This is a genomic window from Lysobacter sp. CC-YZS074 (assembly GCF_056739745.1).
In genome coordinates, this window is record NZ_CP200301.1 from 2,241,296 (window position 1) to 2,267,794 (window position 26,499).

26 protein-coding genes are annotated in these 26,499 nt (G+C 69.9%); 2 read left to right on the top strand and 24 right to left on the bottom strand.

Annotation, left to right across the window (positions count from 1 at the left end):
- From rlmD to U8331_RS10125, 3 genes are all read right to left on the bottom strand, one after another.
- Positions 1-1,350, bottom strand: coding sequence for a 23S rRNA (uracil(1939)-C(5))-methyltransferase RlmD (gene rlmD, locus U8331_RS10115; RefSeq protein WP_481130914.1), 1,350 nt, complete (start codon positions 1,348-1,350; stop codon positions 1-3).
- A gap of 93 nt (positions 1,351-1,443) precedes the next feature.
- Positions 1,444-2,064 (bottom strand): DUF1318 domain-containing protein, encoded by a 621-nt coding sequence (locus tag U8331_RS10120; RefSeq protein ID WP_481130915.1) that lies wholly within the window; start codon positions 2,062-2,064, stop codon positions 1,444-1,446.
- A 73-nt stretch (positions 2,065-2,137) separates the two neighbouring features.
- On the bottom strand, positions 2,138-4,153 hold the full coding sequence (locus U8331_RS10125; RefSeq protein ID WP_481130916.1) for a translocation/assembly module TamB domain-containing protein: 2,016 nt from the start codon (positions 4,151-4,153) through the stop codon (positions 2,138-2,140).
- A gap of 73 nt (positions 4,154-4,226) precedes the next feature.
- Between U8331_RS10125 and U8331_RS10130 the strand changes: the two genes are divergently transcribed.
- Positions 4,227-4,958 carry a response regulator gene (locus U8331_RS10130; RefSeq protein WP_481130917.1) on the top strand — a complete coding sequence of 244 codons (732 nt, stop codon included), beginning with the start codon at positions 4,227-4,229 and terminating at the stop codon, positions 4,956-4,958.
- Between the two features lie 116 nt (positions 4,959-5,074).
- On the opposite strand, the gene recO is transcribed toward U8331_RS10130, so the two are convergent.
- From recO to rpoE, 9 genes are all read right to left on the bottom strand, one after another.
- Positions 5,075-5,809, bottom strand: a complete 735-nt coding sequence (gene recO / locus U8331_RS10135; RefSeq protein WP_481130918.1) for a DNA repair protein RecO — start codon at positions 5,807-5,809, stop codon at positions 5,075-5,077.
- 15 nt (positions 5,810-5,824) lie between these two features.
- Positions 5,825-6,730 carry a GTPase Era gene (gene era, locus U8331_RS10140; protein WP_481130919.1) on the bottom strand — a complete coding sequence of 302 codons (906 nt, stop codon included), beginning with the start codon at positions 6,728-6,730 and terminating at the stop codon, positions 5,825-5,827.
- A 57-nt stretch (positions 6,731-6,787) separates the two neighbouring features.
- Positions 6,788-7,447, bottom strand: coding sequence for a ribonuclease III (gene rnc, locus U8331_RS10145; RefSeq protein WP_481130920.1), 660 nt, complete (start codon positions 7,445-7,447; stop codon positions 6,788-6,790).
- 3 nt (positions 7,448-7,450) lie between these two features.
- Positions 7,451-7,825: a DUF4845 domain-containing protein gene (locus U8331_RS10150; protein WP_481130921.1), complete on the bottom strand. Its 375-nt coding sequence runs from the start codon at positions 7,823-7,825 to the stop codon at positions 7,451-7,453.
- A 70-nt stretch (positions 7,826-7,895) separates the two neighbouring features.
- Positions 7,896-8,681, bottom strand: a complete 786-nt coding sequence (gene lepB / locus U8331_RS10155) for a signal peptidase I (RefSeq protein WP_481130922.1) — start codon at positions 8,679-8,681, stop codon at positions 7,896-7,898.
- A 10-nt stretch (positions 8,682-8,691) separates the two neighbouring features.
- On the bottom strand, positions 8,692-10,485 hold the full coding sequence (gene lepA / locus U8331_RS10160; protein WP_481130923.1) for a translation elongation factor 4: 1,794 nt from the start codon (positions 10,483-10,485) through the stop codon (positions 8,692-8,694).
- Between the two features lie 113 nt (positions 10,486-10,598).
- The gene (locus U8331_RS10165) at positions 10,599-12,092 is read right to left on the bottom strand and encodes a DegQ family serine endoprotease (RefSeq protein ID WP_481130924.1); all 1,494 of its coding nucleotides are present in this window, start codon (positions 12,090-12,092) and stop codon (positions 10,599-10,601) included.
- Positions 12,093-12,198: 106 nt separating this feature from the next.
- Positions 12,199-13,092 carry a sigma-E factor negative regulatory protein gene (locus U8331_RS10170; protein WP_481130925.1) on the bottom strand — a complete coding sequence of 298 codons (894 nt, stop codon included), beginning with the start codon at positions 13,090-13,092 and terminating at the stop codon, positions 12,199-12,201.
- Positions 13,092-13,721, bottom strand: a complete 630-nt coding sequence (rpoE, locus tag U8331_RS10175) for an RNA polymerase sigma factor RpoE (RefSeq protein ID WP_481132953.1) — start codon at positions 13,719-13,721, stop codon at positions 13,092-13,094. Before rpoE ends, U8331_RS10170 begins: the two co-directional genes overlap by 1 nt.
- A 234-nt stretch (positions 13,722-13,955) precedes the next feature.
- Between rpoE and U8331_RS10180 the strand changes: the two genes are divergently transcribed.
- Positions 13,956-16,025: a 3-hydroxyacyl-CoA dehydrogenase NAD-binding domain-containing protein gene (locus tag U8331_RS10180; protein ID WP_481130926.1), complete on the top strand. Its 2,070-nt coding sequence runs from the start codon at positions 13,956-13,958 to the stop codon at positions 16,023-16,025.
- 78 nt (positions 16,026-16,103) lie between these two features.
- Here U8331_RS10180 and U8331_RS10185 read toward each other — a convergent pair whose 3' ends face one another.
- The 12 genes from U8331_RS10185 to rpmF form a co-directional block, all read right to left on the bottom strand.
- Positions 16,104-16,457 (bottom strand): PilZ domain-containing protein, encoded by a 354-nt coding sequence (locus tag U8331_RS10185; protein WP_481130927.1) that lies wholly within the window; start codon positions 16,455-16,457, stop codon positions 16,104-16,106.
- Positions 16,458-16,514: 57 nt separating this feature from the next.
- The gene (locus tag U8331_RS10190) at positions 16,515-17,486 is read right to left on the bottom strand and encodes a DNA polymerase III subunit delta' (RefSeq protein ID WP_481130928.1); all 972 of its coding nucleotides are present in this window, start codon (positions 17,484-17,486) and stop codon (positions 16,515-16,517) included.
- Positions 17,483-18,136, bottom strand: coding sequence for a dTMP kinase (tmk, locus tag U8331_RS10195; protein WP_481130929.1), 654 nt, complete (start codon positions 18,134-18,136; stop codon positions 17,483-17,485). The genes U8331_RS10190 and tmk overlap by 4 nt, the downstream gene beginning before the upstream one ends.
- Complete coding sequence (mltG, locus tag U8331_RS10200) at positions 18,133-19,188, bottom strand: endolytic transglycosylase MltG (RefSeq protein ID WP_481130930.1); 1,056 nt, start codon at positions 19,186-19,188, stop codon at positions 18,133-18,135. Before mltG ends, tmk begins: the two co-directional genes overlap by 4 nt.
- Positions 19,185-20,051 carry an aminodeoxychorismate lyase gene (pabC, locus tag U8331_RS10205; protein ID WP_481130931.1) on the bottom strand — a complete coding sequence of 289 codons (867 nt, stop codon included), beginning with the start codon at positions 20,049-20,051 and terminating at the stop codon, positions 19,185-19,187. Before pabC ends, mltG begins: the two co-directional genes overlap by 4 nt.
- A gap of 4 nt (positions 20,052-20,055) precedes the next feature.
- Positions 20,056-21,411, bottom strand: a complete 1,356-nt coding sequence (locus U8331_RS10210; protein ID WP_481130932.1) for an aminodeoxychorismate synthase component I — start codon at positions 21,409-21,411, stop codon at positions 20,056-20,058.
- 76 nt (positions 21,412-21,487) lie between these two features.
- Positions 21,488-22,741, bottom strand: coding sequence for a beta-ketoacyl-ACP synthase II (gene fabF, locus U8331_RS10215; protein WP_481130933.1), 1,254 nt, complete (start codon positions 22,739-22,741; stop codon positions 21,488-21,490).
- A gap of 174 nt (positions 22,742-22,915) precedes the next feature.
- Positions 22,916-23,155 (bottom strand): acyl carrier protein, encoded by a 240-nt coding sequence (acpP, locus tag U8331_RS10220; RefSeq protein WP_031373652.1) that lies wholly within the window; start codon positions 23,153-23,155, stop codon positions 22,916-22,918.
- A 124-nt stretch (positions 23,156-23,279) separates the two neighbouring features.
- The gene (gene fabG / locus U8331_RS10225) at positions 23,280-24,023 is read right to left on the bottom strand and encodes a 3-oxoacyl-ACP reductase FabG (RefSeq protein ID WP_481130934.1); all 744 of its coding nucleotides are present in this window, start codon (positions 24,021-24,023) and stop codon (positions 23,280-23,282) included.
- Positions 24,024-24,033: 10 nt separating this feature from the next.
- Positions 24,034-24,924 (bottom strand): ACP S-malonyltransferase, encoded by an 891-nt coding sequence (fabD, locus tag U8331_RS10230; RefSeq protein WP_481132954.1) that lies wholly within the window; start codon positions 24,922-24,924, stop codon positions 24,034-24,036.
- A gap of 219 nt (positions 24,925-25,143) precedes the next feature.
- A complete protein-coding gene (locus tag U8331_RS10235) occupies positions 25,144-26,124 on the bottom strand; it encodes a beta-ketoacyl-ACP synthase III (protein WP_481130935.1) in 981 nt (326 codons plus the stop codon).
- Between the two features lie 166 nt (positions 26,125-26,290).
- A complete protein-coding gene (gene rpmF / locus U8331_RS10240; RefSeq protein ID WP_036207027.1) occupies positions 26,291-26,485 on the bottom strand; it encodes a 50S ribosomal protein L32 in 195 nt (64 codons plus the stop codon).
- Positions 26,486-26,499 lie beyond the last annotated feature (14 nt).

Sequence of the window (26,499 nt, forward strand, 5' to 3'; positions counted from 1 at the left end):
TCAACGCGGCTCGAACACCGCGATCGACTCCACGTGCGCGGTATGCGGGAACATGTCCATCACCCCGGCGGCCTTGAGCTTCCAGCCCTTCTCGTTGACCAGGTAGCCGGCGTCGCGCGCCAGCGAAGCCGGGTGGCAGCTGACATAGACGATCCGCTTGAACTGTTTCAGCGGCAGCTGGGTCAGCACGAAGTCGGCGCCCGAGCGCGGTGGGTCGAGCAGCAGCTTGTCGAAGCCCTCACGCATCCACGGCTGGCCGCTCAGGTCCTTGCCAAGATCGGCCGCGTAAAACTGCGCGTTGGCGATGCCGTTGTGCGCGGCGTTCTCCCGCGCCCGCGCCACCAGCCCGGCCTCGCCCTCGACGCCGACCACCTCGCGCACCGAGCGCGCCAGCGGCAGGGTGAAGTTGCCGAGCCCGCAGAACAGGTCGAGCACGCGGTCTTCGGGTCGGGCGTCGAGCAGGTCCAGCGCCAGCCGGATCATGCGGCCGTTGAGGCCGGCGTTGACCTGGATGAAGTCGAGCGGGCGGAACAGGAACTCGATGTCCCACTCCGGCAGGGTGAACGCCAGCCGCGGCGCCTGGGGCCACAGCGGGTGCACGCTGTCGACGCCGCCGGGCTGCAGGAAGATCGCGAAGCCGTGCTCGCGACCGAAGGCGACCAGCGCGGCGCGGTCCGCGTCCGACAGTGGTGCGAGGTGGCGCACGGTCAGCGCGACGCCGCTGAAGTCGGCGTCCGGGTCGCCGGCGATGAACTCGATCTGCGGGATCTCGCGCCGTGCCTCCAGCCCGTCGACCAGTCGCCCGAGCGCCTCGACCTTCTGCCCGATCTGGGGGATCACGGTGTGGCAGGCCGCGATGTCGGCGACGAAGCGCGGATCGGATTCGCGGAAGCCGACCAGCGTCTTGTCCTTCTTCTCGACCCGGCGCACCGAGAACCGGCCCTTGCGGCGGTAACCCCAGGCCGCGTCGACCAGCGGCGGCAGCACGGCGTCCGGCTTGACGTGTCCGATGCGCTCCAGGTTCTCCAGCAGCACGCGCTGCTTGGCGAGGATCTGCTTGCCTTCGTCGTAGTGCTGCAGGGCACAGCCGCCGCAGGTGCCGAAATGACCGCAGCGCGGGTTCACGCGCTCCGGCGCGGCCTGCAGGACTTCGACCGTGCGCGCCTCGTCGTAGCTGCGGTGGCGCGCGGTCTGGACGGCCACCACCCGTTCGCCGGGCAGCGCGCCGGCAATGAAAACGGCCTTGCCGGCTTCGCCGGGGACGGTCGACGGCCGGCGGGCAACGCCGCGGCCGTCATGGGTCAGATCGGTGATGTCGGCTTCGAAGGGAGTCTTGTCGATGCGGGCCACGGGTGCTGCTGTGAATCGGGGGGCGCGTATTGTCGCAGACGGGGACGGCTCCGGCCGCCCCCGATCGCGTCCCCACTCACCGCGGCGCCGCGGTTACTTCTGCTTCCAGCTGCCGCCGCTCTGGTACCACCAGCCGCTGCGGGCACTGGCGATCCACTGGCGGGCGAACACGTCGCGGATCTGGCCTTCCCACTCGGGGTGGCCGTTGGCGACGGCCACTTCGCGGTACACGGCATTGCGGTCGCGGTTGTCCTCAGCCACCGCCTGCTGGATCTTCACCCGGTCCTTGAGCGGCAGCTTGGCCGCGTCGCGCACGACGATGGTGCCGTCGCTGGCGAAGCCGAGCGCGCCGGCATCGAACCCGGCGCGCAGGGTCGAGTCGAAACGCGCCGCCATGCGGGACTGGATCGCCTGGATCGCCGGCGTCTTGATGCTGATGTCGGGCGACTGCGCATGTGCACTGCCGATGCCCACCAGGGCGTAGACATCGACCCGGGACGCCAGCTCGCGCAGCGACATCGGTTCGACCATCGCGCTGGGGCCGCCGCTGCCGCCGTCCCCGGCCGGCGCCGCCGGTTGCGCCTCGTCGCCGATCACGTCCTCGACGAACTGCCGCGCCGCCTCCCTCGCCTCCGCGGCCGGGAAGTAGACATTGATCGTGACGCAGGCCGTGACCATCACGGCGGCGACCGGAATACCCATCCAACGACGCATGCACTCTCTCCTGGTTGAACTGTTTGCCGATGTCTCCGGACCGGACCGCCTGCCGGGTCACACCTGCGGATGGTCAGTCGACCACCGGCTTGACGTCGCCCGACCCCACTGCCGCCAGCCGCTCCACCAGCGTCGGCCAGTCGACCCGCCGGTTGTATCCCACCACGTCCAGCCGCGGCAGGCCCGAACCCTGCACGATAATAAAGCCGTCGCCCACTGAACCCAGTCCGTCCATCGTGCAGACCTCGTCGGCCAGTCTGCAGCCGATGCCGATGCGCGAATAGCCGAAGTCGTCGAAGAAGCCGATCAGCTGCGCCTGCAGGCTGCCGACGAACGAGCTGTTGCCGACGCTGCTCAGATCCTGCACCGCACGCTGGCTGATGCGCTGCTTCACGCCGCGGTGGCGATCGGTGCGCAATTGCGCATCGAACGCGACCGGCTGCCAGTTCACCAGTCGCAGCCCGCCGATGCGGCCGTCGAGCTTGCCGCTGATGCTGCCGAAGTCGAAGGCGCCGGTCAGCGCCATCAGGTCGATGTCGTCGAAATCGATGTCCGCCGTCAGCGTCGGCAACACGCCGAACGGCCGCTCCATCGACAACGCGGTGACCGACACCTGTCCGCCGAACAGCTGCATCGCCAGGCCACCGTCGAGCTCGAGCCGGTCGTCGGAGTACCGCGCCTCGGGAATGCGGCCGCTGAGGCGGCCGGTGAACGCGGGCCATTCCAGGGCGGTCGACAGCCTTGCGACGTCCAGTTCATCGAGGCTCAGCCCGAAACGCAGGTCGAGCGGCTGCCCGGCCGAAGGGGGCCGCAGTTGCAGGTGGTCGATGCGCGCGGAACCGCCGAGCATCGGTAACTCGACGGCATCGGCCAGCTGCAGTACGCCGTCGGCACTGCGGAACGACAGGCGGCTCGGGCCGAACGCCAGTTCGTACAGCGCCCCACCCCGCCAGTCCAGGCGGCTGGACACCGGCGCACCGGAGGAAAACCGCAGGTCGCCGTCGATTCCGTCGAACGCGAACCGCTCACGCGCGTCCACCAGGTCCACGTCCCGCAACTGCAACTCGGCCTGCTCCAGCCCACCCGTGCCCAGCCGCAGCCGGGCGTCCGCGGCGCCATCGAGGGCCATGTCGCCCAGACCCGCGACGCCCAGCCAGCCGCTGAGGTAGCCCTCCGCCAGGGGCGCCAGGGCGGGGGCGTGCAGATACAGGTCCAGCGCCTGCAACCCCGCATCGCTGCCGAGCGCGGCGTGACCTTCCGCCCGGAGGATGCCGGGGTCGTGCCAGGCGATGCGCGGCAACGTCCAGCGTCCGCCGGCTTGCGCGGCCTCCACGCCGATCGCCACCGAGCGCTCCTGCAGCGACACATAGGTGGTGCCGAACAGCAGTTCGCCACCGCGCAGCTGGCCATCGAGCGAGAAGCGGTCGGATTCACCCAGTTCGGCTTCGACGGTGACGCGGGCGCCGATGTTCTCGCCCGCGATCGTGCCGTCCGGCGTGTCGAACGACGCCGCCTCCAGCACCAGTGGCCCCGCGACCTGCAGCGGTCCGTGGTCGGGGGCGGTGACCCGCAACGATCCGTCCAGCGTGCCTGCGGTGATACGGCCGGCGTCCCACGCCTGCGAGAGCAGCGCCTGTGCCCAGGCAAGCGGCACCCGGGTCAGGTCGATCCGGGTGAGGTCGGGCGCGGCGGCGTCACGATCCAGGTGGATCCGGCTTCCACCGCGCTGCAGCGTCGCCGTGGTGGTCGCCGGACCCAGGGCGATCGACAGCCGCATGCGCTCGCCACCGCCGTGCAGCTCGCCCGCGCACCGCCATTCATCGCCGTCGCGCTCAAGACGGCAACGCCAGTCCAGCTGCTCGAAGTGATAGCCCAGCGCCGGTGCGATTGCCCGCCGGGCCTGCAGTCGCAACTCGCCGTGCGGGGCCCGCGCTGGCCAGTGCAACTGCACCCGCACGCCGTCCAGCGTGGCGATCGCGCTGTCGACCCGGTCGATGCGCGCGGTCGCGGTACGCGCATGCGCATCGATGGCCAGCAGGGAGGCCAGCGGCAGGCACCACCACAGCAGGCGTAAGATCAGGCGCGACATCGTGAAAGCATACCCAGCGCGGGGGAGCGCCGATGAAACCTGTCTTGATGACGCCATCGAAGCACTCGCCGGCATGACCGCCGCCGACGGTACGAGCGGGCTGCCGCGCGTGTTGCTGGTGGAGGACGATCCGGCCAGCCTCGCGTTCCTGGCGGCGGCGGTGCAGGCGGTCCCGGCCGAGGTGGACACCGCGGCGACGGTTGCCGATGCGCTCGCAGTGGCCGACCGTCGACACCATGACCTGTGGTTGTTCGACGCGAACCTGCCCGACGGCAGCGGCGAGGAGCTGCTGGGCGCGCTGCGGCACGGGCGCCGCGACGTTCCGGCACTCGCGCATACCGCATCGGAAGATCGCCACGCGCTTGAAGCGCTGCGTGCGGCCGGTTTCGACGGGGTGCTGGTCAAGCCGCTGCCGGCCGCGACGGTACAGGCCGCGGTACGCGACCGGCTCGGCCTGGCTTCCACTTCGGGTGCGGCGGACCCGGTCTGGGACGACGAGGCCGCGGCCAACGCGCTCAACGGCAACCGCGAGCACGTCGCCACCCTGCGACAGCTGTTCATCGCGGAACTGCCGCACGCGCGCGAGCGGGTCGCCCACGCCGCCCGGGCGGGCGATGCGGACGCCGTGCGCGCCGAACTGCACAAGCTGCGCGCCAGTTGCGGCTTCGTCGGTGCGGCGCGGCTGGCCGGCGTGGTCGCTGCACTGCACGAGCGACCGGCGGATGCCGACCTGCTCGCGGATTTCGAAACGGCGGCGGCGGAAACCGGCGCGAGCTGGACACGGGGACAACCCGGCACCGATTGATCGCGCATTTGCAGGACCGGCTTCAGCCGCGATCTTGCAACCGTCCGCAAGCACCGCATCCGGATCGCGGCTGAAGCCGCTCCTGCAAGAGCCCGAATCTTCGAGTCCGAGCCGCCCTAGCCCCTGGACGGCCCGGCGGACGGCAATCCGGCCAGCATCTCCCACGATTTCAACCCGCGCGGGCCGAGGTGGTGCGCCAGCACTCCACGCATGACACGGCGCAGGCCGGGGAGATCCTCGGGTGCCGGCTGGCGATCGGCGGCGAGATCGAGCAATCCGCGGCCGGTGGCGGCGCCGCTGCGGTCGGCCTGGCCGCGGTCGCTGAGCAGGCGCCACGGCCCCTGCTCGGGATCGATCCGGTAGCGCGCCGCGGGATCGATCGGCGCGCCCTCACCGTCATGGCTCCAGTCGAACCCGAAACCCAACGCGTCGAGCAGGTCGCGCTCGAACCGGCGCAGCGTCCAGCCCAGCGGTTCGGCGGTGCGCAGCCTTTCGCGGGTCAGGGCGTAGGCACCGAACAACTCCGGCTGCGGGTCGCTCCGCGGGGTCAGGCGCAGGGTGAGCTCGTTGAGATAGAAGCCGGCCAGCATCGCGTCGCCGACCAGCCGCGGCGCGGCGTCGGTGGCTTCCGCCCCGCGCAGCTGGGCCAGTTCGCCGGTCTGGACGGCATCCAGACGGATCGACTGCAGCGGCTGCAGCGCGGCCCGCAACGGATGCCGCTTCGGCCCCTGCACGCCGCGCGCGACCAGGCCGAGCCGTCCGTGGTTGGCGCTGAGCACCTCGACCAGCAAGCTGGTCTCGCGCCAGGCGCGCGCATGCAGGACGAAGGCGGGTTCGGCGGTGATGCGCACCGGCAGCGCCCGCGGTCAGTCGTGGTAGCCGAACGCCCGCAGCGCGGCCTCGTCGTCGGACCAGCCCTCGCGCACGCGCACCCAGTTTTCCAGGAACACCTTGGCGCCGAACAGCTGTTCCATCTGCTGGCGGGCCTTGGCGCCGATCTCGCGCAGGCGCTCGCCGCCCTTGCCGATCACGATCGCCTTCTGGCCGTCACGCTCGACCCAGATCACCGCGCCGATCCGCAGCAGCGCCCCGTCGACGACAAACCGCTCGATCTCGACCGTGGTCGCGTACGGCAGCTCCTCGCCAAGCTGGCGCATCAACTGCTCGCGCACCAGTTCGCCGGCGAGGAAGCGCTGGCTCTTGTCGGTGATCTCGTCCTCGCCGTACAGCGGCGGCTGCTCAGGCAGCAGCGCCAGCACGTCCTTCACCAGCGGCTCCAGCCCCTTGCGCTTGAGCGCGGAGACCGGGTGCACCGCGGCGAACTCGCGGCCTTCGCTGACCTGCGCCAGGTACGGCAGCAGCGCGGTCTTGTCCTTGAGCCGGTCGACCTGGTTGACCACCAGCACCACCGGCACCCTGGCCTGGTGCAGCGCCTGGTAGGCGAAGCTGTCGGCCTCGTCCCACTGGCCGGCGCGCACCACCAGCATCGCTGCATCGACGCCCTCCAGCGCACCGCGGGCGGCGCGGTTCATCCAGCGGTGCATCGCGGTGGCGGTCGACTTGCCCTGGTCGCGGTGCAGGCCCGGGGTGTCGACCAGCAGGATCTGGCCCTGCGGGAAGCTGGCGATGCCGAGCAGGCGATGACGGGTGGTCTGCGGCCGCGGCGAGACGATGCTGACCTTGGCCCCGACCAGTGCGTTGGTCAGGGTCGACTTGCCGACGTTGGGGCGGCCGATGACGGCGACGTGGCCGGCGTGGTGTGGGGTGTCCATCTGGGGAATTGTAGTGGGAGGGAGGTGAGTCGCGACTTACCTCGCCCGTCCGGGTGGTCAGTCGGCGTCGATCGCCGCCATCGCCGCCTCGGCGGCCGCCTGCTCGGCACCGCGGCGGGAGTTGCCCTCGCCTTCGGTCACCAGCTCCGGCTGGGCCAGCGTGCAGCTGACCCGGAAGGTCTTGGCGTGGTCCTCGCCGGTCTCCTCGACGAGGCGGTAGACCGGCAGCGGCTTCTGCCGGCCCTGCAGCCATTCCTGCAGGCGGGTCTTGGCGTCCTTGCCGACCTTGTGCGGAGGCGGCAGCGCGTCCATCGCCGCCTCGAACCACGGCATCACCGCCGCGCGGCAGGTTTCGAATCCGGCATCGAGGTAGATCGCGGCGACCAGCGCCTCCAGCGCATCGGCCAGGATCGAATCGCGCCGGTGCCCGCCGGACTTCATTTCGCCCGGCCCGAGGGTCAACCGGCCGCCCAGCTCCAGCGCGCGGGCGATCGGCGCCAGCGCGGATTCGCGCACCAGTTCGGCACGGGCGCGGGTCAGCGCGCCCTCGTCCGCCTTGGGCCAGCGCGTGTACAGCGCCTCGGCGACGAACAGGTTGACCAGCGCGTCGCCGAGGAATTCCAGCCGCTCGTTGTGGGGCGCGCCCGCGCTGCGGTGGGTCAGTGCCTGGGCCAGCAGCTCGGGGCGGCCGAACCGGTGCGAAATCCGCTCGGTCACCGGTCAGTTCGCGCCGCGGCGCAGCTCCTGTTCGGCCTTGAACTTGCCGACCACGTCGAGGTTGGCGATCAGCGGCTTGCGCACTTCGTAGTCAACGGTCATCACGTAGCCGGCATCCTTGCGGGCGATCTTGACGTGCTCGGATTTCACCGTGTCGGCATAGCTGATGTACAGCCGGCGGAAGAACAGGTCCTTGATCCTGGCCGGGTCCTGCTGGCTGATCTCCGGCTCTTTCGACAGCCCGTCAAGCGCCTGCTTGACCGCGTAGTACTCGGAGTACATCGGGATGACCTTCATCCCCATGTAGATAAACACGCCGACGACGGCGAGCACGATGATGAACCCGATAAGGGTCATGCCACCCTGGTTGCGCTTCATACCGGTGTTCCCCTGGATGTTGGTATGGATTGGGTCTGGGCCCGAGGCGGACTATGCCGCAAACCGACCCCTACTGGATGCTGTCGCCGATCCGGTCGAAGCCGATGCCGCCATCGATGTTCATCCAGATCAGGAACGCCTTCCCGCGGAGGTTCTCCTCCGGCAGGAAACCCCAGTATCGGCTGTCCTCGCTGTTGTCGCGGTTGTCGCCCATCACGAAATAGTGGCCGGGCGGCACGACCCACTCGCCCTGAGCCGGATCCCTGAACGGCAACGAGGTGCGCTCGAGCACGCGGTGCGTGCGGCCTGGTAGCTGCTCGACCAGTTCCTCCGCGCCGCTCATTTCCATGCCGCTGTCATGGCCTTCGTAGATGCCGAGCGATTCGTAGGAGACCGGCACGCCGTTGACGTGGACCTGGTTGTCGAAATACCCGATGCGGTCGCCCGGCAGGCCGATCACGCGCTTGATCCAGTCCTGGTCCGGGTGATGCGGCGGGCGGAACACCACCACGTCCCCGCGCGCGGGCTCGCCGATGTCGACGAACTTCGTGTTGGTGACCGGCAGCCGCAGGCCATAGGTGAACTTGTTGACCAGGATGAAGTCGCCGGTCAGCAGGGTCGGCATCATCGAGTTCGACGGGATCCGGAAGGGTTCGGCGATGAAGCTGCGCAGGATCAGCACCACCAGCAGCACCGGGAAGAATGCCTTGGAGTAGTCGACGTACCAGGGCTCGGCGTCGTCGTCGAGCAGCCCCTGGTGCGCCACGCGGCGGCGGGCGAGAACGAGTTTGTCGAGCAGCCAGACCAGGCCGGTGACGAGGGTGAGCGCCACCAGGGCGATTTCGAACCAGCGCATGCGGCTTCCTTTATTTGTTGTCCACCTGGAGCACCGCCAGGAAGGCTTCCTGCGGGATTTCGACGCGTCCGACCTGCTTCATCCGCTTCTTGCCCTCCTTCTGCTTCTCGAGGAGCTTCTTCTTGCGGGTGATGTCGCCACCGTAGCACTTGGCCAGCACGTTCTTGCGCATCGCCTTGACCGTGCTGCGGGCGATGATCTGCGAGCCGATCGCGGCCTGGATGGCGACGTCGAACATCTGCCGCGGGATCAGCTCGCGCATCTTTTCGCTGATTTCGCGGCCGCGGCGGTCGGCGTGGGCGCGGTGGGTGATGATGCTGAGCGCGTCGACCTTGTCGCCGTTGATCAGGGTGTCCACCCGCACGAACGGACCGGCCTGGAAACGCAGGAAGTGGTAGTCCAGCGAGGCGTAGCCGCGCGAGACCGACTTGAGCCGGTCGAAGAAGTCCAGCACCACCTCGGCCATCGGCAGTTCGTAGCTGATCTGCACCTGCTGGCCCATGTAGGTGATGCCGATCTGGCTGCCGCGCTTCTCCTCGCACAGGGTGATCACGTTGCCGACGTAATCGGGCGGCGTGAGGATATTGGCGCGGATGATCGGCTCGCGGATCTCCTCGATCAGGTTGCTCTGCGGCAGCTTGGCCGGGTTGTCGAGCGAAACGATGTCGCCGTCGGTCCTGAGCACCTCGTAGACCACCGTCGGCGCGGTGGTGATCAGGTTGAGGTCGTACTCGCGCTCCAGCCGCTCCTGCACGATCTCCATGTGCAGCATGCCGAGGAAGCCGCAGCGGAAGCCGAAGCCCATCGCTTCCGAGCTCTCGGGCTCGAAGCGCAACGCAGCGTCGTTGAGGCGCAGCTTTTCCAGCGCTTCGCGCAGGTCCGGGTAGTCCTCGGCGTCGACCGGGAACAGGCCGGCGAACACGCGCGGCTGCATTTCCTGGAAGCCCGGCAGCGGCCTGGGCGCGGGGTCGCCGGCCAGGGTCAGGGTGTCGCCGACCGGCGCGCCGTGGACGTCCTTGATGCTGGCGTTGATCCAGCCCACTTCGCCGGCACCGAGCTTCGCCAGCTCCTTGCGCTTGGGGGTGAACACGCCGACGTTGTCGACCTGGTGGGTACGGCCGGTCGACATGACCAGGATCTTGTCGCCGGGCTTGATCTCGCCCTGCATGACGCGCACCAGCGACACCACGCCGAGGTAGTTGTCGAACCACGAGTCGATGATCAGCGCCTGCAGCTTGTCGGTGTCGCGCGGCTTCGGCGGCGGGATCCGGGTGACGATCGCCTCCAGCACGTCCTGGACGTTGAGGCCGGTCTTGGCGCTGACCGCGACCGCGTCACTTGCGTCGATGCCGATGACCGCCTCGATCTCGGCCTTGGCACGGTCGATGTCGGCGGTCGGCAGGTCGATCTTGTTGAGCACCGGCACCACTTCCAGCCCCTGCTCCACCGCGGTGTAGCAGTTGGCGACCGACTGCGCCTCCACGCCCTGCGCGGCGTCGACCACCAGCAGCGCGCCCTCGCATGCGGCCAGCGAGCGGCTGACCTCGTAGCTGAAGTCGACGTGGCCGGGAGTGTCGATGAAGTTGAGGAAGTAGGTCTGGCCGTCGCGCGCGGTGTACGGCAGCGACACCGACTGCGACTTGATGGTGATGCCGCGCTCGCGCTCGATCGGATTGGAATCGAGCACCTGCGCTTCCATCTCGCGCGCCGTCAGGCCACCGCACAAATGAATGATGCGGTCGGCCAAGGTCGACTTGCCGTGGTCGACGTGGGCGATGATGGAGAAGTTGCGGATCTGCTGCATGCGGGGCGGCGGGCTCGGGCCGGAAGTTAACGCGCGATTATCGCATACCGGATGGCCGGCCCCGGGGGACCGGGGCGACTCTCCGGAGCGGGGCGCGGCCCGAGCGCACAGGGTCAGTCCGCGGGCGCCGTGACGGCGACGAACTGGGTGGTGCCGCCGCGCTGGACCAGCAGCATCACGGTTTCTCCGGCCTCCACGCCGGTCAGGGCGCGGTTGAACGCCGCCACGCTGTCGACGCTGTCGCGGCCGACCTGCAGGACCACGTCGCCGGCACGCAGCCCGCTTTCGCGGGTGATCGCGGGATCGACCCGGGCCAGCAGGACGCCTTCGTCGCCCTCAACGCCCAGGCGCTGGCGCGTGGTCGGGTCCAGCTCGCGCGCGGCGATGCCCAGCGAGTTGGACCCCGGGGCGGCGGCGGGCGACGCCTCATCGCCGTCGCTGGTCCGGGTCGCCGGCGCACCCAGCGCGCTTTCCGCGCCGACGGTCAGCTCCAAGCGCACGGTGTCACCGGCGCGCAGCAGCTCGACGGTGGCCGCGCTGCCCGGCGCCACCGCACCCACCAGCGGCGGCAGGTCGCTGGCATCGTCGATGCGGGTGCCGTTGAAGGCCCGGATCACGTCCATCCGGCGGATGCCGGCCTTGTCCGCGGCACTGCCTGGCTGCACGTTGTTGACGATCGCACCGCGGGCATCGGGCAGGTCCATCGCCCGCGCCGCTTCGGCGGTGACCGGCTGGATGCCGACGCCGAGCATGCCGCGACGGACCTCGCCGGTCTCCTTGATCTGCTCGACCGCGTTCATCGCCAGGTCGATCGGGATCGCGAAGCTGACGCCCATGTAGCCGCCGGAGTTGCTGAAGATCTGCGAGTTGATGCCGACCACCTCGCCGGAGGTGTTGAGCAGCGGACCGCCCGAGTTGCCGCGGTTGATCGCCACGTCGGTCTGGATGAACGGCACGTACTGCTGGCCGGCGTACGGATTGGACCGGCCGACCGCACTGACGATGCCCGCCGTGACCGAATGGTCGAGGCCGAACGGCGAACCGATCGCCACCACCCACTGGCCCGGCTGCAGCCCGCTGGACTGGCCGGCCCGCAGCCAGCGCAGGTTGTCGGCGTCGATCTTGAGCAGGGCGACGTCGTACTGCTCGTCGCTGCCGACCACCTCGGCCTTGAACTCGCGGCGGTCCGACAGCGTCACGGTGACTTTGTCGGCGCCGTTGACGACGTGGTGGTTGGTCAGCACGTAGCCGTCATCGGAAATGATGAAACCGCTGCCCAGCGAAGTGCCGCCGCCGCGCGGGCCGTCCGGCATCCCGGGGAACGGCATGCCGAACTGGCGCAGCAGGTCCTCGAAACCCGGAGGCATCTGCGAACGCGGATCGCGTTCGGGCGGGGCGATCTCGGCACTGATGTTCACCACGGCCGGGCCCACCCGCTTCACCAATTGGGTGAAGTCCGGCAGCCCGGTGACGATCGGCGTCGGCGCCGCCGGCGTCACCGCCTGCGAGGCGGCCGCGGTGGTCGGCGACTGCTGCGCGGTGCAGGCCACCGGCAGGGCGGCGGCGAGGGCGCCCAGCAGGGCGATGGAACGGATCGGTCGGTTCATGGAATCGGCCTCGGGGTGGCGGGTGGATCACAGTGCCGGCGACGCGATGACGGCGCCGGAATGGCAGGCCCGGGCGTGTATCGCGGGCCCGTAGCGTTTGCCGCGGTCAGCGTTCCGGCCAAGCGGTCCGGGCCGGGTCGCTGGACTCCGGCGGGGCTCCGAGCTGGTCGGGTTCGAACGGATAGAACGACGGGGCTTCGGGCCCCGATGCGCCGTCATAGCTCGCGGTGAATGCGCCGCTGGCACGGTAGGCCGGCAACACGGCCCGCGGCCACGGCCGCGCCACGATCTCGTCCGGGGGCAGGAACGGGTGGACGGTTCCGGCGGCCTCGCCCTGCGGCAGCGGCTCGGCGGCCGCCACCGCGGTGTCGCGCGCCTCGGCAGTGGCGGAGAGGACCGGACGGTCGGTGCCGCGCTCGTCGGCGCTGCGCCGGCTGGAACGGCGAGGCGCGTCGGCCACCGCCACCGCGGCCCCTGCGAGTGCAATGCCACCTGCGGGAGCGAGGGGCTCGGCGGACCCGTTCCGCCCGGTCTCGTCCGACGCCGGCAGTGTCGTCGCCACACGGAGCGGGGGACTCGCATCGGCCGGATTGCTTGCCGCCGCGACCGGCGCCGCGGGAGCCTCGACCGCCGCGATCGGGCCGGCGGGAGTGGGCGCGGTAGGCGCGAACGGTCGCGTCACGAACAGCGCCGCCACCGCGACGGACGCGGCCAGCGCCGCACCGCCAATCCAGCGGCCGCGCATCGGCCGGGCTTCTGCAACCGCGGCCACGGGTTCATTGCCCAGCGCCGCCGCGACCTTCCCGGCGAATTCCACCGGCGCCGGTGCCATTGCCTGCCCGCGCAGCACGTCGCCAGCCAGTTGCCAGCGTCCGCAGGCGTCGCGCCAGTCGGCATCGTGGTCGAGCCGCTTCAACGCGAAGCGGGCGCTGTCGCCACGCAGTTCGCCATCGAACAGGGCACTCAGTGTTTCGCGATCGGATGGGGCTTGGTTCGACATCAGTGGCTCCGTTCCCGGCGTGGTTCCCCGCCCTCGTCATTGCCCAGCAGCGGGCGCAGCTCGGCATCGATGGCCTCGCGTGCCCGGAAGATCCGGGACCGCACGGTGCCGATGGGGCAGCCCATCCGCTCGGCGATCTCGTCGTAGCTCAATCCTTCGACCTCACGCAGCGTGATGGCCGCACGCAGGTCCTCGGGCAGTCCCTGGACCACGCGCATCACCGTTTGTTCGACCTGCTGGCGCATGAGTTCGCGTTCGGGCGTATCGGTGTCGCGCAGCCGGATGCCGGCGTCGAACTGCTCGGCGTCGCCGATGTCGACGTCGTCCGCGGGCGGCCGGCGGTTCCGGGCGACGAGATGATTCTTGGCGGTGTTCACTGCGATCCGGTGCAACCACGTATAGAACTGCGCATCGCCGCGGAAATTCGGCAGCGCCCGGTAGGCGCGCACGAAGGTGTCCTGGGCGACGTCCTGGCATTCGCTCCAGTCGGGCACGTAGCGGCCGATCAGCCCGATGATGCGGTGCTGGTACTTGCGTACCAGTGCATCGAACGCCGTGCTGTCGCCCCGCTGGACACGCCTGACCAGCTCCTGGTCCAACTCCTGGTCCAACAACCTGTTCTCGGCCATGTCGCGCGCCGGCACTCCTGTCAGCTCGGCCGTGGCCGAACAATGGGACAAGCCCGCGGTGGAAAAGTTCAATCCCGCGGGGAAAAGTTCGACCTTCGAGGATTGGGGCGGCAGGCGCGGCCCGCAACCGCCAACGGTCACGCGAGCGCCGGCGCGGCGCGCGCTCATTTGACGCCGGCGAAACAACATCGGGATGATAGCGGCTTGACCCATACCTGAACGGATGGTGCCGCAATGGCTTCCCCCGACACCGCCCTGCCGACGCTCGACGGACTCCGACTGACCCATTGGCAGGCCGCCGCGCGCGCCGACGGCGTCATGGTGCTGTCGCTCGACCGCGCCGGCGAGTCGGTCAATGCGCTGTCGCAGGACGTACTGATCGAGCTGGACGGGCTGCTGGAGCGGATCGCGATCGACCCGCCCAAGGGCGTGGTGTTCCGCTCGGCCAAGGACAGCGGCTTCATCGCCGGCGCCGACATCAAGGAGTTCCAGGGTTTCGACGCCACCGGCAACGTCGGCGGTGCACTGCAGCGCGGGCAGCAGGTGTTCCAGCGCCTGTCGGAACTGCCCTGCCCGACCGTCGCCGCGATCCACGGCTTCTGCATGGGCGGCGGCACCGAGCTGGCGCTGGCCTGCGACTACCGCGTCGCCAGCAAGGACGGATCGACCCGGATCGGCCTGCCGGAGGTCAAGCTCGGCATTTATCCGGGCTGGGGCGGCAGCGTGCGCCTGCCGAAGCTGATCGGCGCGCCGGCGGCGCTGGACATGATGCTGACCGGTCGCACCCTGTCGGCCGCGGCCGCGCGCGCCAACGGGCTGGTCGACAAGGTGGTCGACAAGGCGATGCTGGTCGACAGCGCCGCGTCGCTGGCGTTGAAGGGCCGGCAGCGGCCGTTCAAGCAGCGCTTCATGGGCTGGGCGACCAACACCTGGCCGGCGCGGCAGATCATCGCCCCGATGACGCTCAAGCAGGTCGCGCGCAAGGCACGCAAGGAGCATTACCCCGCGCCGTACGCGCTGATCGACACCTGGAAGAACACCGGCGGGGGCACCGCCCGCAAGCTCGCGGCCGAGCGCAGGTCGGTGGCGAAGCTCGCCTCGACCCCGACCGCGCGCAACCTGATCCGGGTGTTCTTCCTGCAGGAGCGCCTGAAGGGCGTCGTCGGCAAGGATCACGGCATCACCCGCGTGCACGTGGTCGGTGCCGGCGTGATGGGCGGCGACATCGCGGCGTGGTCGGCCTACAAGGGTTTCGAGGTCACCCTCGCCGACCGCGAGCAGCGCTTCATCGACAACGCCATGAACCGCGCCGGCGAACTGTTCGCCAAAAAGGTGAAGGACGAGGCGAAGCGGCCTGCGGTCGCCGCGCGGCTCAGGGGCGACCTCGCCGGCGACGGCGCGGCCAGCGCAGACCTGGTGATCGAGGCGATCGTCGAGCGCGCCGACGCCAAGCGCGAGCTGTATGCCGCGGTCGAGCCGCGGATGAAGCCCGACGCGCTGCTGACCAGCAACACCTCGTCGATCCCGCTGACCGAACTGCGCGAAGGCGTGCAGCGGCCGGCGCAGTTCGGTGGCCTGCACTACTTCAATCCGGTCGCGCTGATGCCGCTGGTGGAAATCGTTCGACACGATGCGATGGGCGCCGACACCGAGGCGCGGCTGGCGGCGTTCTGCAAGGCGATCGGCAAGCTGCCGGTGCCGGTCGCGGGCACGCCGGGCTTCCTGGTCAACCGGGTGCTGTTCCCTTACATGCTGGAGGCGGTGACCGCGTATTCCGAAGGCATTCCGGGCAAGGCGATCGACCAGGCGGCGGTGAAGTTCGGCATGCCGATGGGGCCGATCGAGCTGGTCGACACGGTCGGGCTGGACGTGGCCGCCGGCGTCGGCGCGGAGCTGTCGCCGTTCCTCGGCCTGCAGGTGCCGGCGGCGCTGGCCGGCGGCGCCGAGCCGGGCAAGCGCGGCAAGAAGGACGGCGAGGGCCTGTACAAGTGGGAGGACGGCAAGGCGGTGAAGCCCGAGCTGCCGGAGAACTACAAGGCGCCGGAGGACCTGCAGGACCGCCTGGTGCTGCCGCTGCTCAATGAGGCGGTCGCCTGCCTGCACGACGGCGTGGTGGCCGATGCGGACCTGCTGGACGCCGGCGTGATCTTCGGCACCGGCTTTGCGCCGTTCCGCGGCGGCCCGATCCAGTACATCCGCGAGACGGGTGCCGACGCGCTGCTGGAGCGGCTGAAGCAGTTGCAGGCGCGCCACGGCGAGCGCTTCGCGCCGCGTCCGGGCTGGGATTCGCCGGCACTGCGCTGATCGCGAGCGCGGGATATCCGCGCTCGTGTAGGAGCCGCTCCGGGTCCGGCGATGCCCGACGGGCCGCCGGGACATGGTCTACATCGTGTGGGTCGGCCGCTCGGCGTTGAGCACGCCGGCCAGCAGGGCCTCGATCTTGCCCTTCACGTTCTCGCCTTCGGCACCGTCACCGAACTGCACGCCGATGCCCGCCGGCCGGTTGCCCTGCGCACCGGCCGGCGTCACCCAGACCACCTTGCCGGCCACCGGCAGGCGCTCGCTCGATTCGGGCAGCGTCAGCAACAGGAACACCTCGTCGCCGAGAAAGTACCGCTTCGGAGTGGACACGAAGATGCCGCCGTTCTTGATGTACGGCATGTAGGCGTTGTACAGCGACGCCTTGTCCCTCACGGCCAGCGACAGGATGCCCTGGCGGGCGCCGCCTGCGTTCATGCGTTGATTCCCTCGTTGATGCTTGCCTGCGTCATTCGCGCCCGCCCCGTTCGCGCTTCATCCACGCGGTCGTTCTGCCGGCCGGCGCGCGTCCCCCGCGCGCCACGCCATCAGCAGTTCGACCACGACGAGGTCCGCGCGCACCGTGGTGCGCAGCAGTTCACGTGCGCGGTTGGCCCGGTCGAACCATGCAGCCAGACTGCGCGCGCGCACCGGCTCGGTCAAGCGTTCGGCCGCGCCGTTCACCGCCAGGTCGGCGGCAAACCGCAGCCTCAGGTCGGCATGATCGTCGGCCACCCAGCGCTGGGCCGTGGCAACGACCGCCAGCTCACCGCGGGCGATCCGCGCAAGGTCGGTCGCCACCTCGCGTCGCAACGCCAACTCGCCGCCCTGCAACCATGCGTGGGCCAGGCCAGGATGGCCACGCGCGGCTTCCAGCGCCTCTTCCGCGTCGCCGGGGGCATGCGCCTGCGCCTGCAGCCACGCCAGCGCATCCGCGCGGGTGGGCAACCGGAATTCGAGTTTCTGGCAGCGGCTGCGGATCGTCGCCGGCAACCGGTTCGGCTGGGCGCTGACCAGCCACAGGTAGCGCCCGGGCACCGGCTCCTCAAGTGTCTTGAGCAAGGCGTTGGCCGCCGCGGTGTTGATCGCATCGGCGGGATCGATGATCACGACCTGGGCACCGCCGTACTGCGGGGTCAGCGCCATCTGCTCGGACAGCCGGCGGATCTGTTCGATCACGATCTCGGTACGCAGCTTCGTGCCATCGCGGGTGGGCCCGAACGACACCCGCTGGTAATCGGGATGGGTGCCGGCGGCCAGCAACCGGCAGCCGCGGCACTGGCCGCAGGGCTCGCCGCCGGCGTCGCGCCCGGTACACAGCACGCGCAGCGCCAGCCGCTCGGCCACGGCGAACTTGCCGAGCCGGGCCGGGCCGTGGAAGAGCAGCCCGTGACCGAGGCGACCGGCGTCGAGCGCGGCCAAGGCCTGGCCGTAGACCTGCTGCTGCCACGGCGCGAACGCGGTCATCGCAATCCCTCGCGATGACGGCACAGGTGGGCGACGGCTTCGGCGGCCACGGCGGCGACCGGCTGGCGGGCGTCGATGACCCGGAACCGCTCGGGCTCGGCCGCGGCGCGCTGCTGGTATGCGGCGCGCACCCGTTCGAAGAAGTCCTCGGCCTCCGATTCGATCCGGTCGGTTTCGCCACGGCCGCGGGCGCGCTGCAGGCCCATCGCGACCGGCACGTCGAGCAGCAGGGTCAGCCCCGGAGCGATGCCCACCACCTGGCGTTCAAGCTGCACGATGAACTCCGGATCGCCGCCCCGCGCGGCCCCCTGATAGGCATAGCTGGCATCGGTGAAGCGGTCGCTGATGACCCAGGCGCCGCGCGCGAGCGCCGGCTCGATGGTTTCGCGCACGTGCTGGGCCCGGGCGGCGAACATCAACAGCAATTCGGTTTCGGCGGTCGGGGCTTCATGCGCGGCGCCGAGTGCGGGCGTGCCGAGCAGCAGCCCCCGGATGCGTTCCGCCAGTGGCGTGCCGCCCGGCTCGCGGGTACAGACGACTTCCTCTCCGGCGGCCACCAGCGTGTCGCGCAACGCTTCCAGCACAGTCGACTTGCCGGCGCCCTCCCCGCCTTCCAGCGAGACCAGCCGTGGCCGTGACTGCAGGCTCACTGCGCGTCCTGGCGGTTGTTCTGCCGATAGTTGCGCAGGTACTTGCGTACGTTGGCCTGGTGCTCGGCCAGCGTGTCGGCGAACAGGTGACGGCCGCTGCCATCGCCGATCGCGACGAAGTACAGCGCGGTGCCCTCGGCCGGATTGGCGACCGCCTGCAGCGCGGCCACGCCCGGCATCGCGATCGGCGTCGGCGGCAACCCCGCGCGGGTGTAGGTGTTGTACGGCGTGTCGGTGGTCAGGTGGCTGCGCCGGATATTGCCGTCGTAGTCGGCACCGATGCCGTAGATCACGGTCGGGTCGGTCTGCAGCATCATGCCGATCCTCAGGCGCCGCTCGAACAGACCGGCGATCTGCGGCCGCTCCGAGGCGATGCCGGTCTCCTTCTCCACGATGGAAGCCAGGATCAGCATCTCGTACGGCGTCTCGAGCTGGGTATCGGTATCACGCTGCTCCCAGGCGGCGGCGAGCGCGCGCTCGGAAGCGGCATAGGCGCGGCGAAGCAGGTCCAGGTCGCTGTCGCCGCGGGTGTACAGGTAGGTCTCGGGCAGGAAGCGGCCTTCGGGGTGCTCGCCGGGATGGCCGAGCGATTCCATCAGCGCGGCGTCGTCGAGGTCGTCCGACTCGTGCTCCAGCGGATCGGCCTTGGCCAGCGCCGCGCGCAGGTCGCGGATGTTCCAGCCTTCGACGATGGTGAAGCGGTGCTGGATGGTGTCGCCCTCGCGCATCGCCAGCAGCAGTTCGCGCGGCGTTGTGCCCGGGTCCAGCGCGTATTCGCCCACGTGCAGGCTGGCGGCCGCACCGAGCTGGCGCGCCAGCAGGCGCCATTCGGCCGCCTCGCCCTCGCGCACGCCGGCATCGCGCAATTTGCCGATCACCACGGGCAGGGAATCCCCGCGTTCGATCACCACGCTCGCGCCCTTTTCCAACCCGGCCAGAGGGGCATCGGCAAAAGCCGCATAGCGCTGCCAGGCCCACCAGCCAGCCGCGGCCACGATGGCAAGCAACAGCAGAAACAACAGGCCGAATCGGCTCTTGCGGGTACGGCTCACGGCATCTCCGGGGCAGGCATGGCGAACGCGGGGTGGGCGTCGGCGAGCCGCCGTTGCCACTCCAGCACGCGGGGATGGAGCGGCCAGCGCCGCCCTCCCAGCCGCGCGACCGGCAGGATACCGCGCACCGCATTGGTCAGGACGACGGCGTCGGCGGTTTCGACCTCGGCCGGGACCAATGGACGCTCGGCGATTTCGAACTGTTCGAGCAGCCACCCGCGCGCGACGCCGGCAACGCCGCAGCGGTCCACCGGCGGGGTCGACCACCGGTCACCGTGCAGGACGAACAGGTTGGCGGCGGTCGCGCACACGACCCGCCCGGCGTTGCTGCACATCAGGCCTTCGTCGGCATCCGCTTCGCCGGTGGCGGACGCGCTCCATTCCGCGCGTGCCAGCACCTGCTCCAGCCGGTTGCAGTGCTTCAGGCCCGCCAACGCCGGCTGCTCCGACAACCGGGTGTCGCACCAGCGCAGCCGCAGGCCACCGGGTGCGGCGAGGGTGGGCGGCGGATGGCTGGAGAGAAGCCACGTCGGCTCCGGGGCGGTCGGCGGTGCATATCCCCGCCCGCCGGACCCGCGGGTGACCTGCAGGCGGAGCACGGCGTCGCCGCGGCCCAGCAGTTCGCTCGCCTGCTCACGTACCTGCTCCCGCTGCGGCAACGGCATGTGCAGCCGCTCCGCCCCATGGCGCAGACGCGCCCAGTGCCTATCCCACCACGGCACGTCGCCGTCGCGCGCGCGCATGGTTTCGAACAGGCCGTCTCCGTAGGCCAGCCCGCGGTCGCACGGGGCGATCGCCGCGATGCGCTGCGTACCGCGGAACAGCAGGTACGTCGGCCCGGCGGAGTGGCTCGTGGAAGCCATATCGCTACTCCACGCCGAGCGCGCGCAACATGCCGCGCGCCTTCGCCCGGGTTTCGTCGAGCTCGCGCTGCGGGTCGGAGTCGGCGACGATGCCGGCGCCGGTGCGGAAGCGCAGGACGTCGCCCTCCACTTCGGCGCTGCGGATCAGGATGTTCAAGTCGAGATCGCCGTCCCGGTTGAGCCAGCCGAATGCGCCGGTATAGGCGCCGCGGCCGACCTCCTCCAGTTCGGCGACGATCTGCATGCAGCGGACCTTGGGACAGCCGGTGATCGTGCCGCCGGGGAACACCGCGCGGATCAGCTGGCCCGGGGTCACGTCGCCGCGCAGCCGCCCGCGCACGTTGCTGACGATGTGGTGGACGTGGGCGTAGCTCTCGACCGACATCAGTTCGTCAACCTCGACACTGCCGGGCGCGCACACGCGGCCCAGGTCGTTGCGCTCCAGGTCGATCAGCATCACGTGTTCGGCACGCTCCTTCGGATGGCCGACCAGTTCACTGATGCGCGATGTGTCGTCGTCGCCCGGAAAGCGGGCGCGGGTGCCGGCGATCGGCCGGGTCTCGACCACCTCGCCACGGACCGAAACCAGCCGCTCGGGCGACGCGCTGACCACCGCCCAGCCCTCCGGACCGCCCGAGAACAGTCCGGCGAACGGTGCCGGGTTGTTCTCCCGCAGGCGCTGGAACAACGCGGCCGGCTCCAGCGGCGCGTCGAACCGCGCGCACCAGCCGCGCGACAGGTTGGCCTGGAACACGTCGCCCGCGGCGAGGTACTCCAGCACCCGCGCCACTCCGCCGGTGTAGCGCTCGGGCGGATCCTCCTGGATGAATGCGGGCATGCGCCAGGGGGGCAGCGCCGTGGCGCCGATTGACGCCACGTCGGCTTCGATCTCATCGAGCAGCGCCGCATGCGCGGGCTCGGCGATCGCGATGCACTCGCCGGTCACGTGATCGCGCAGGACCGCGGCCGGGCAGCGCAGTGCGAGCGCGACCGGCAGACCGCCTGCCGCGGCGGGAAGCTGCAGGACCGGTTCGACTTCGGCCGCCAGTTCGTAGCCAAGCAACAGCGCCCAGCCGCCGCGAAAGGGCCAGCGCGGCTCATCGCGCGCCACGCGCTCAGCGGTCCATGCCCGGTCGAGCGCGTCGAGGAATCCCCCCGCGACGACAGCGCCGTGCCGGTCGCGCGTGTGGCCATCGGACCCCAGCCGCAGTGAGTCGCCGTCGGCCAGGAGAAGCAGGTCCCAGCGCCCCTGCGCAGTGCCGTGGGCCGTCGACTCGAGCAGCAGGCGGTAACGCGTCGGCGCCTGCCGGTGCAGGTCCAGCAGGTCCAGCGAAGGCGCCAGCGCGCGGGTCAGGAGCATGTCTAGTCGCTTACGGGTGCCGCGAGCCGGGCGCCGGTCGAAACCGCCGGCGCAGGCACCGGCCGCGGCGAGCGGATCAGATGCGCCGGAACACCAGCGTGCCGTTGGTCCCGCCGAAACCGAACCCGTTCGATACCGCGATGTCGACCTTCACCTCGCGTGCGGTGTTGGGCACGTAATCGAGGTCGCAGCCCGCACCGGGCTCCTCGAGGTTGATCGTCGGCGGGATGATGCCGTGGTGCAGCGCGAGTACCGAGAAGATCGCCTCCGCACCGCCGGCCGCGCCGAGCAGGTGGCCGGTCATCGACTTGGTCGAGCTGACCATCGTCCTGTAGGCGTGATCGCCCAGCGCACGCTTGATCGCCAGTGTCTCGGCGAGATCGCCCAGCGGAGTCGACGTGCCGTGAGCATTGAGATAGCCGACGTCCCCCGGGTTGATGCCGGCGTCGTTGAACGCCGCGGCCATGCAACGGGCCGGGCCTTCGCCGTCCTCGCTCGGGGCAGTCATGTGGAACGCGTCGGAGCTGGCGCCGAAACCGGCCAGCTCGCAATAGATGCGGGCGCCGCGTGCCTTGGCGCGCTCGTATTCCTCGAGCACCAGGATGCCGGCGCCATCGCCGAGCACGAAGCCGTCGCGGTCCTTGTCCCACGGCCGGCTGGCGCGCTCGGGTTCGTCGTTGCGGGTCGACATCGCCTTCATCGCGCAGAAGCCGCCGACCGAGGTCGGCGAGGACCCGCGCTCGGCACCGCCGGCGATCATCACGTCCGCGTCGCCGTGCTGGATCATCCGCATCGCCATGCCGATCGAGTGGTTCGAGGTCGCGCAGGCCGATACCGCGGAGAAGTTGGGCCCCTTGATGCCGGTGAGCAGCGACACCTGCCCCGGCAACATGTTGATGATCGTGCTGGGCACGTAGAACGGCGAGATCTTGCGCGGGCCGCCCTCGTTGAACTTGATGGTCTGCTGCTCGATGCCCACCAGGCCACCGATGCCCGAACCGATCAGCGCGCCGATGCGTTCGGCGTTGGAATCGTCCACGGTGATGCCGGCGTCTTCCATCGCCATCATCGACGCGGCCACGCCGTAATGGATGAACTCTTCCATCTTGCGGGCGTCCTTGGCCGGGATCCACCGGGTGGCGTCGAAGTCGCGCACCTCGCCGGCAATCCGGGTGGTGAACGAGGAAGCATCGAAGTGGGTGATCGGGCCTATGCCCGAACGGCCGTTGACGATGCCGTCCCAGCTGCTGGCCAGGTCGTTGCCCAGCGGCGACACGATGCCGAGGCCGGTAACCACTACGCGCCTGTTGAAGGCCGGACGATTGGACATGGATGACTCCACTTCTGGTGCCCCGGGCGGGCCGGGCCGGCCCGGGCGCCTGGATGTACGACGGACGGATACGTGTGAAAGACGCAGGGCCGCACAATGCGGCCCCGGTCTGTACGCGGAAGACAGGCCTGCGGCTCCGGTGCTACCGGCCGCGGGCATGCTCCAACGGCTGGATTACGACTTGACGTGAGCCTTGACGTAATCGATCGCCTGCTGGACCGAGGTGATCTTCTCGGCTTCCTCGTCCGGGATCTCGCACTCGAACTCTTCTTCCAGCGCCATCACCAGCTCGACGGTATCGAGCGAGTCGGCACCCAGGTCGTCGACGAACGAGGCGTTGTTGGTGACTTCCTCTTCCTTCACGCCCAGCTGCTCAACCACGATCTTCTTGACGCGCTCTTCGATGCTGCTCATTGCTGTTCACTCCTCCCGGACGGGATATTCGATGGAATAGTGTAGTGGAATCGGGCGCTTTGCGAGTATCCGCAAAAGTCCTTGCGCCTCAAGTGCTTGTGCCGCGCGCCAGGCCCACCGGGCCTCACGCCATGTACATGCCGCCGTTGACGTGCAGTGTCTCGCCGGTGATGTAGGCCGCTGCCGGACCGGCCAGGAACGCCACCGCGCGGGCGATGTCCGCGGGCTCGCCGAAACGGCCCAGCGCGATCTGTCCCAGCATCGCGTCCTTGGCGTCGTCGGGCAGCGAACGGGTCATGTCGGTGTCGATGAAACCCGGCGCGACCACATTGACCGTCACCCCGCGCGAACCGATCTCCTTGGCCAGCGATTTGCTGAAGGCGATGATGCCGGCCTTGGCGGCGGCGTAGTTGGCCTGCCCGGCGTTGCCGGTAACGCCGATCACCGAGGCGATGTTGACGATCCGGCCCTTGCGCGCCTTCATCATCGAGCGCATCACCGCCTTGGAGGTGCGGTAGACGCTGGTCAGGTTGGTGTCGATGATCGCCTGCCAGTCCTCGTCCTTCATCCGCATCAACAGGTTGTCGCGGGTGATGCCGGCGTTGTTGACGAGGATCGAAACGGCGCCGAATTCCTTGGCGATACCGTCGATCAGTGCGTCGATCGAGGACGGGTCGGCGACGTCCAGCACCCGGCCGTGGCCGCCGCCGGCCGCGAGCCGCTCGCCAATGGCGGCGGCACCCGATTCGGACGTCGCGGTTCCCACGACGGTCGCGCCCTGGGCGGCCAGTTCGTCGGCGATGGCCGCGCCGATGCCACGGCTGGCGCCGGTGACGAGGGCGATCTCGCCCTGCAACGGAAGGTTCATTGACATCTCCTCAGGAAACTTTCCAGTCCGCCAGCGCGACATCGAAATCGGTCGGCGCGGCAATGGGACGGGCATCGAGCGACTTGTCGATGCGCTTGACCAGGCCGGTCAGCACCTTGCCCGGCCCGCACTCGGCCACCCGGGTGATGCCGGCACCCGCCAGCGCCTGCACGCAACCGGTCCACTGCACCGGCAGGTAAAGCTGGCGGACCAGCGCGTCGCGGATCGAGTGCACGTCGCCGTGGACTTCCGCGTCGACGTTCTGCACGACCGGCAGTTGCGGTGCCCGCCACTCCAGGTCGGCCATCGTTTCGGCGAGCCGCTCGGCGGCCTCGCGCATCAGCGGAGTGTGCGAGGGCACGCTGACGGCCAGCTTCACCGCCTTGCGCACGCCACGCTCGGCCAGCATGACCAGTGCCTTGTCCACCGCGGCGGAGTGGCCCCCGATCACGATCTGACCGGGCGAGTTGTAGTTGGCCGGCACCACCACCTCGCGCGAGGAAACCGCCTGGCAGACCTCCTCGACCAGCGCGTCCTCGGCGCCGAGGACGGCGGCCATGGCGCCAGTGCCCGGCGGCGCGGCATCCTGCATCAGCTGGCCGCGCCGGCGCACCAGCCGTGCGGCATCGCCCAGCGACAGCACTCCGGCCGCGACCAGCGCGCTGTACTCGCCCAGGCTGTGGCCGGCGAGCCGCGCCGGCAGCACGCCGTCGCGCGAGGTCCAGACGCGCCAGACCGCCACGCCAGCGGCCAGCAATGCCGGCTGGGTGAACTCGGTCTGGTTGAGGCGATCCTCGGGCCCGCTCTGCGCCAGTGTCCACAGGTCGGTGCCGGCGCCGTCGCTGGCCTCGGCGAACGTCTCCGCGACGAGCGGGTGTGCCTGCGCCAGCTCGGCAAGCATGCCGAGCGATTGCGACCCCTGCCCCGGGAAAACGAACGCCAGCTGTCGGTCGGTGTGTTGTGCGGTCACGCGACGCCCCAACGAAAAAACAGCTGGCCATGATACGAGTGATTGCGCCGGGTCGTCTGTACCGGCGCGTACAGTCGCCGCTTCCACAAGCCCTCAACGCAAACGCCCCCGACGGGGCGGGGGCGCTTGCCAGAACATCCGTTTGACCGGTCAATAGCGCAGCAGCGCGGAGCCCCAGGTGAATCCGCCGCCGAAGGCCTCCAGCAGCACGAGCTGGCCACGTTGCACGCGCCCCGAGCGGACCGCCTCGTCCAGCGCCAGCGGCACCGAACCCGACGAGGTGTTGCCGTGCCTGTCGACGGTCACGATCACGCGCTCCATCGGCATGTCCAGCCGCTTGGCCGTCGCCTCGATGATGCGCAGGTTGGCCTGGTGCGGGATCAGCCAGTCGATCTCGTGGCGGTCCAGTCCGTTGGCCTCGAGCGCCTCCTCGACCACGGCGTCCAGCGCCTTCACCGCGTGCTTGAAGACCTCGTTGCCGGTCATCAGCACCTTGACGCCGGCGTTGTGCTCGCCCGGCTTGAAGCCGACCGACACGCCCACCGGGTTCCACAGCAGCTCCTTCTTGCCGCCGTCGGCGTGCATGTGGGTGCTGAGGATGCCGGTGTCGCTGTCGGCCTTGAGCACGACCGCACCGGCGCCGTCACCGAACAGCACGCAGGTGCCGCGGTCGCTCCAGTCGAGCATGCGGGTCAGGGTTTCGGCGCCGACCACGAGCACGGTCTTCGCCGCGCCGGAACGGATGAACTTGTCCGCTACCGTCAGCGCGTAGATGAAGCCCGAGCAGGCCGCGTTGACGTCGAACGCCGGGCAGCCGTTGGCGCCGAGCCGGTGCTGCAGCAGGCACGCGGTCGACGGGAAAATCAGGTCGGGGGTGGTGGTGCCGAGCACGATCAGGTCGAGCTCGGAGGCCTCGACGCCGGCCGCTTCCATCGCCCGCACCGCGGCGTGGTAGGCCAGGTCGCCGGTGGTCTCGCCTTCGGCGGCCACGTGGCGCTCGCGGATGCCGGTACGCGCGGCGATCCATTCATCGCTGGTATCGACGAGCTTGGACAGGTCGTCGTTGGTCAGCACCTTTTCCGGCAGATAGCTGCCGGTGCCCGCGATGCGGGAAAAAATACGCTCGGTCATTACCACTCCCGCTGCGAACAAGCCGTTGCACGGACGCCAGCACGCTGGCGATGAAGCTCGCCGCAGCCGGGGCACTCAGTGCGACGACCTTGCCGCGGCCACCGTCGAACCTCGACGGCAACCGCGCACGCGGGAGCGCCCGCGTGAGCGGCGGGCGCGTCGAAGCTTACTCTTCGTCGACGATCTTCGACTGGGTGTCGATCACCTTCTTGCCACGGTAGTAGCCGTCGGCGGTGACGTGGTGGCGCAGGTGGGTCTCACCGGTGGTCGGATCGGTCGCCAGCTGCTTGCTGGACAGCGAATCGTGCGCGCGGCGCATGCCACGCTTGGACGGGGAGACGCGGGACTTCTGGACAGCCATGGTGTTACTCCAGG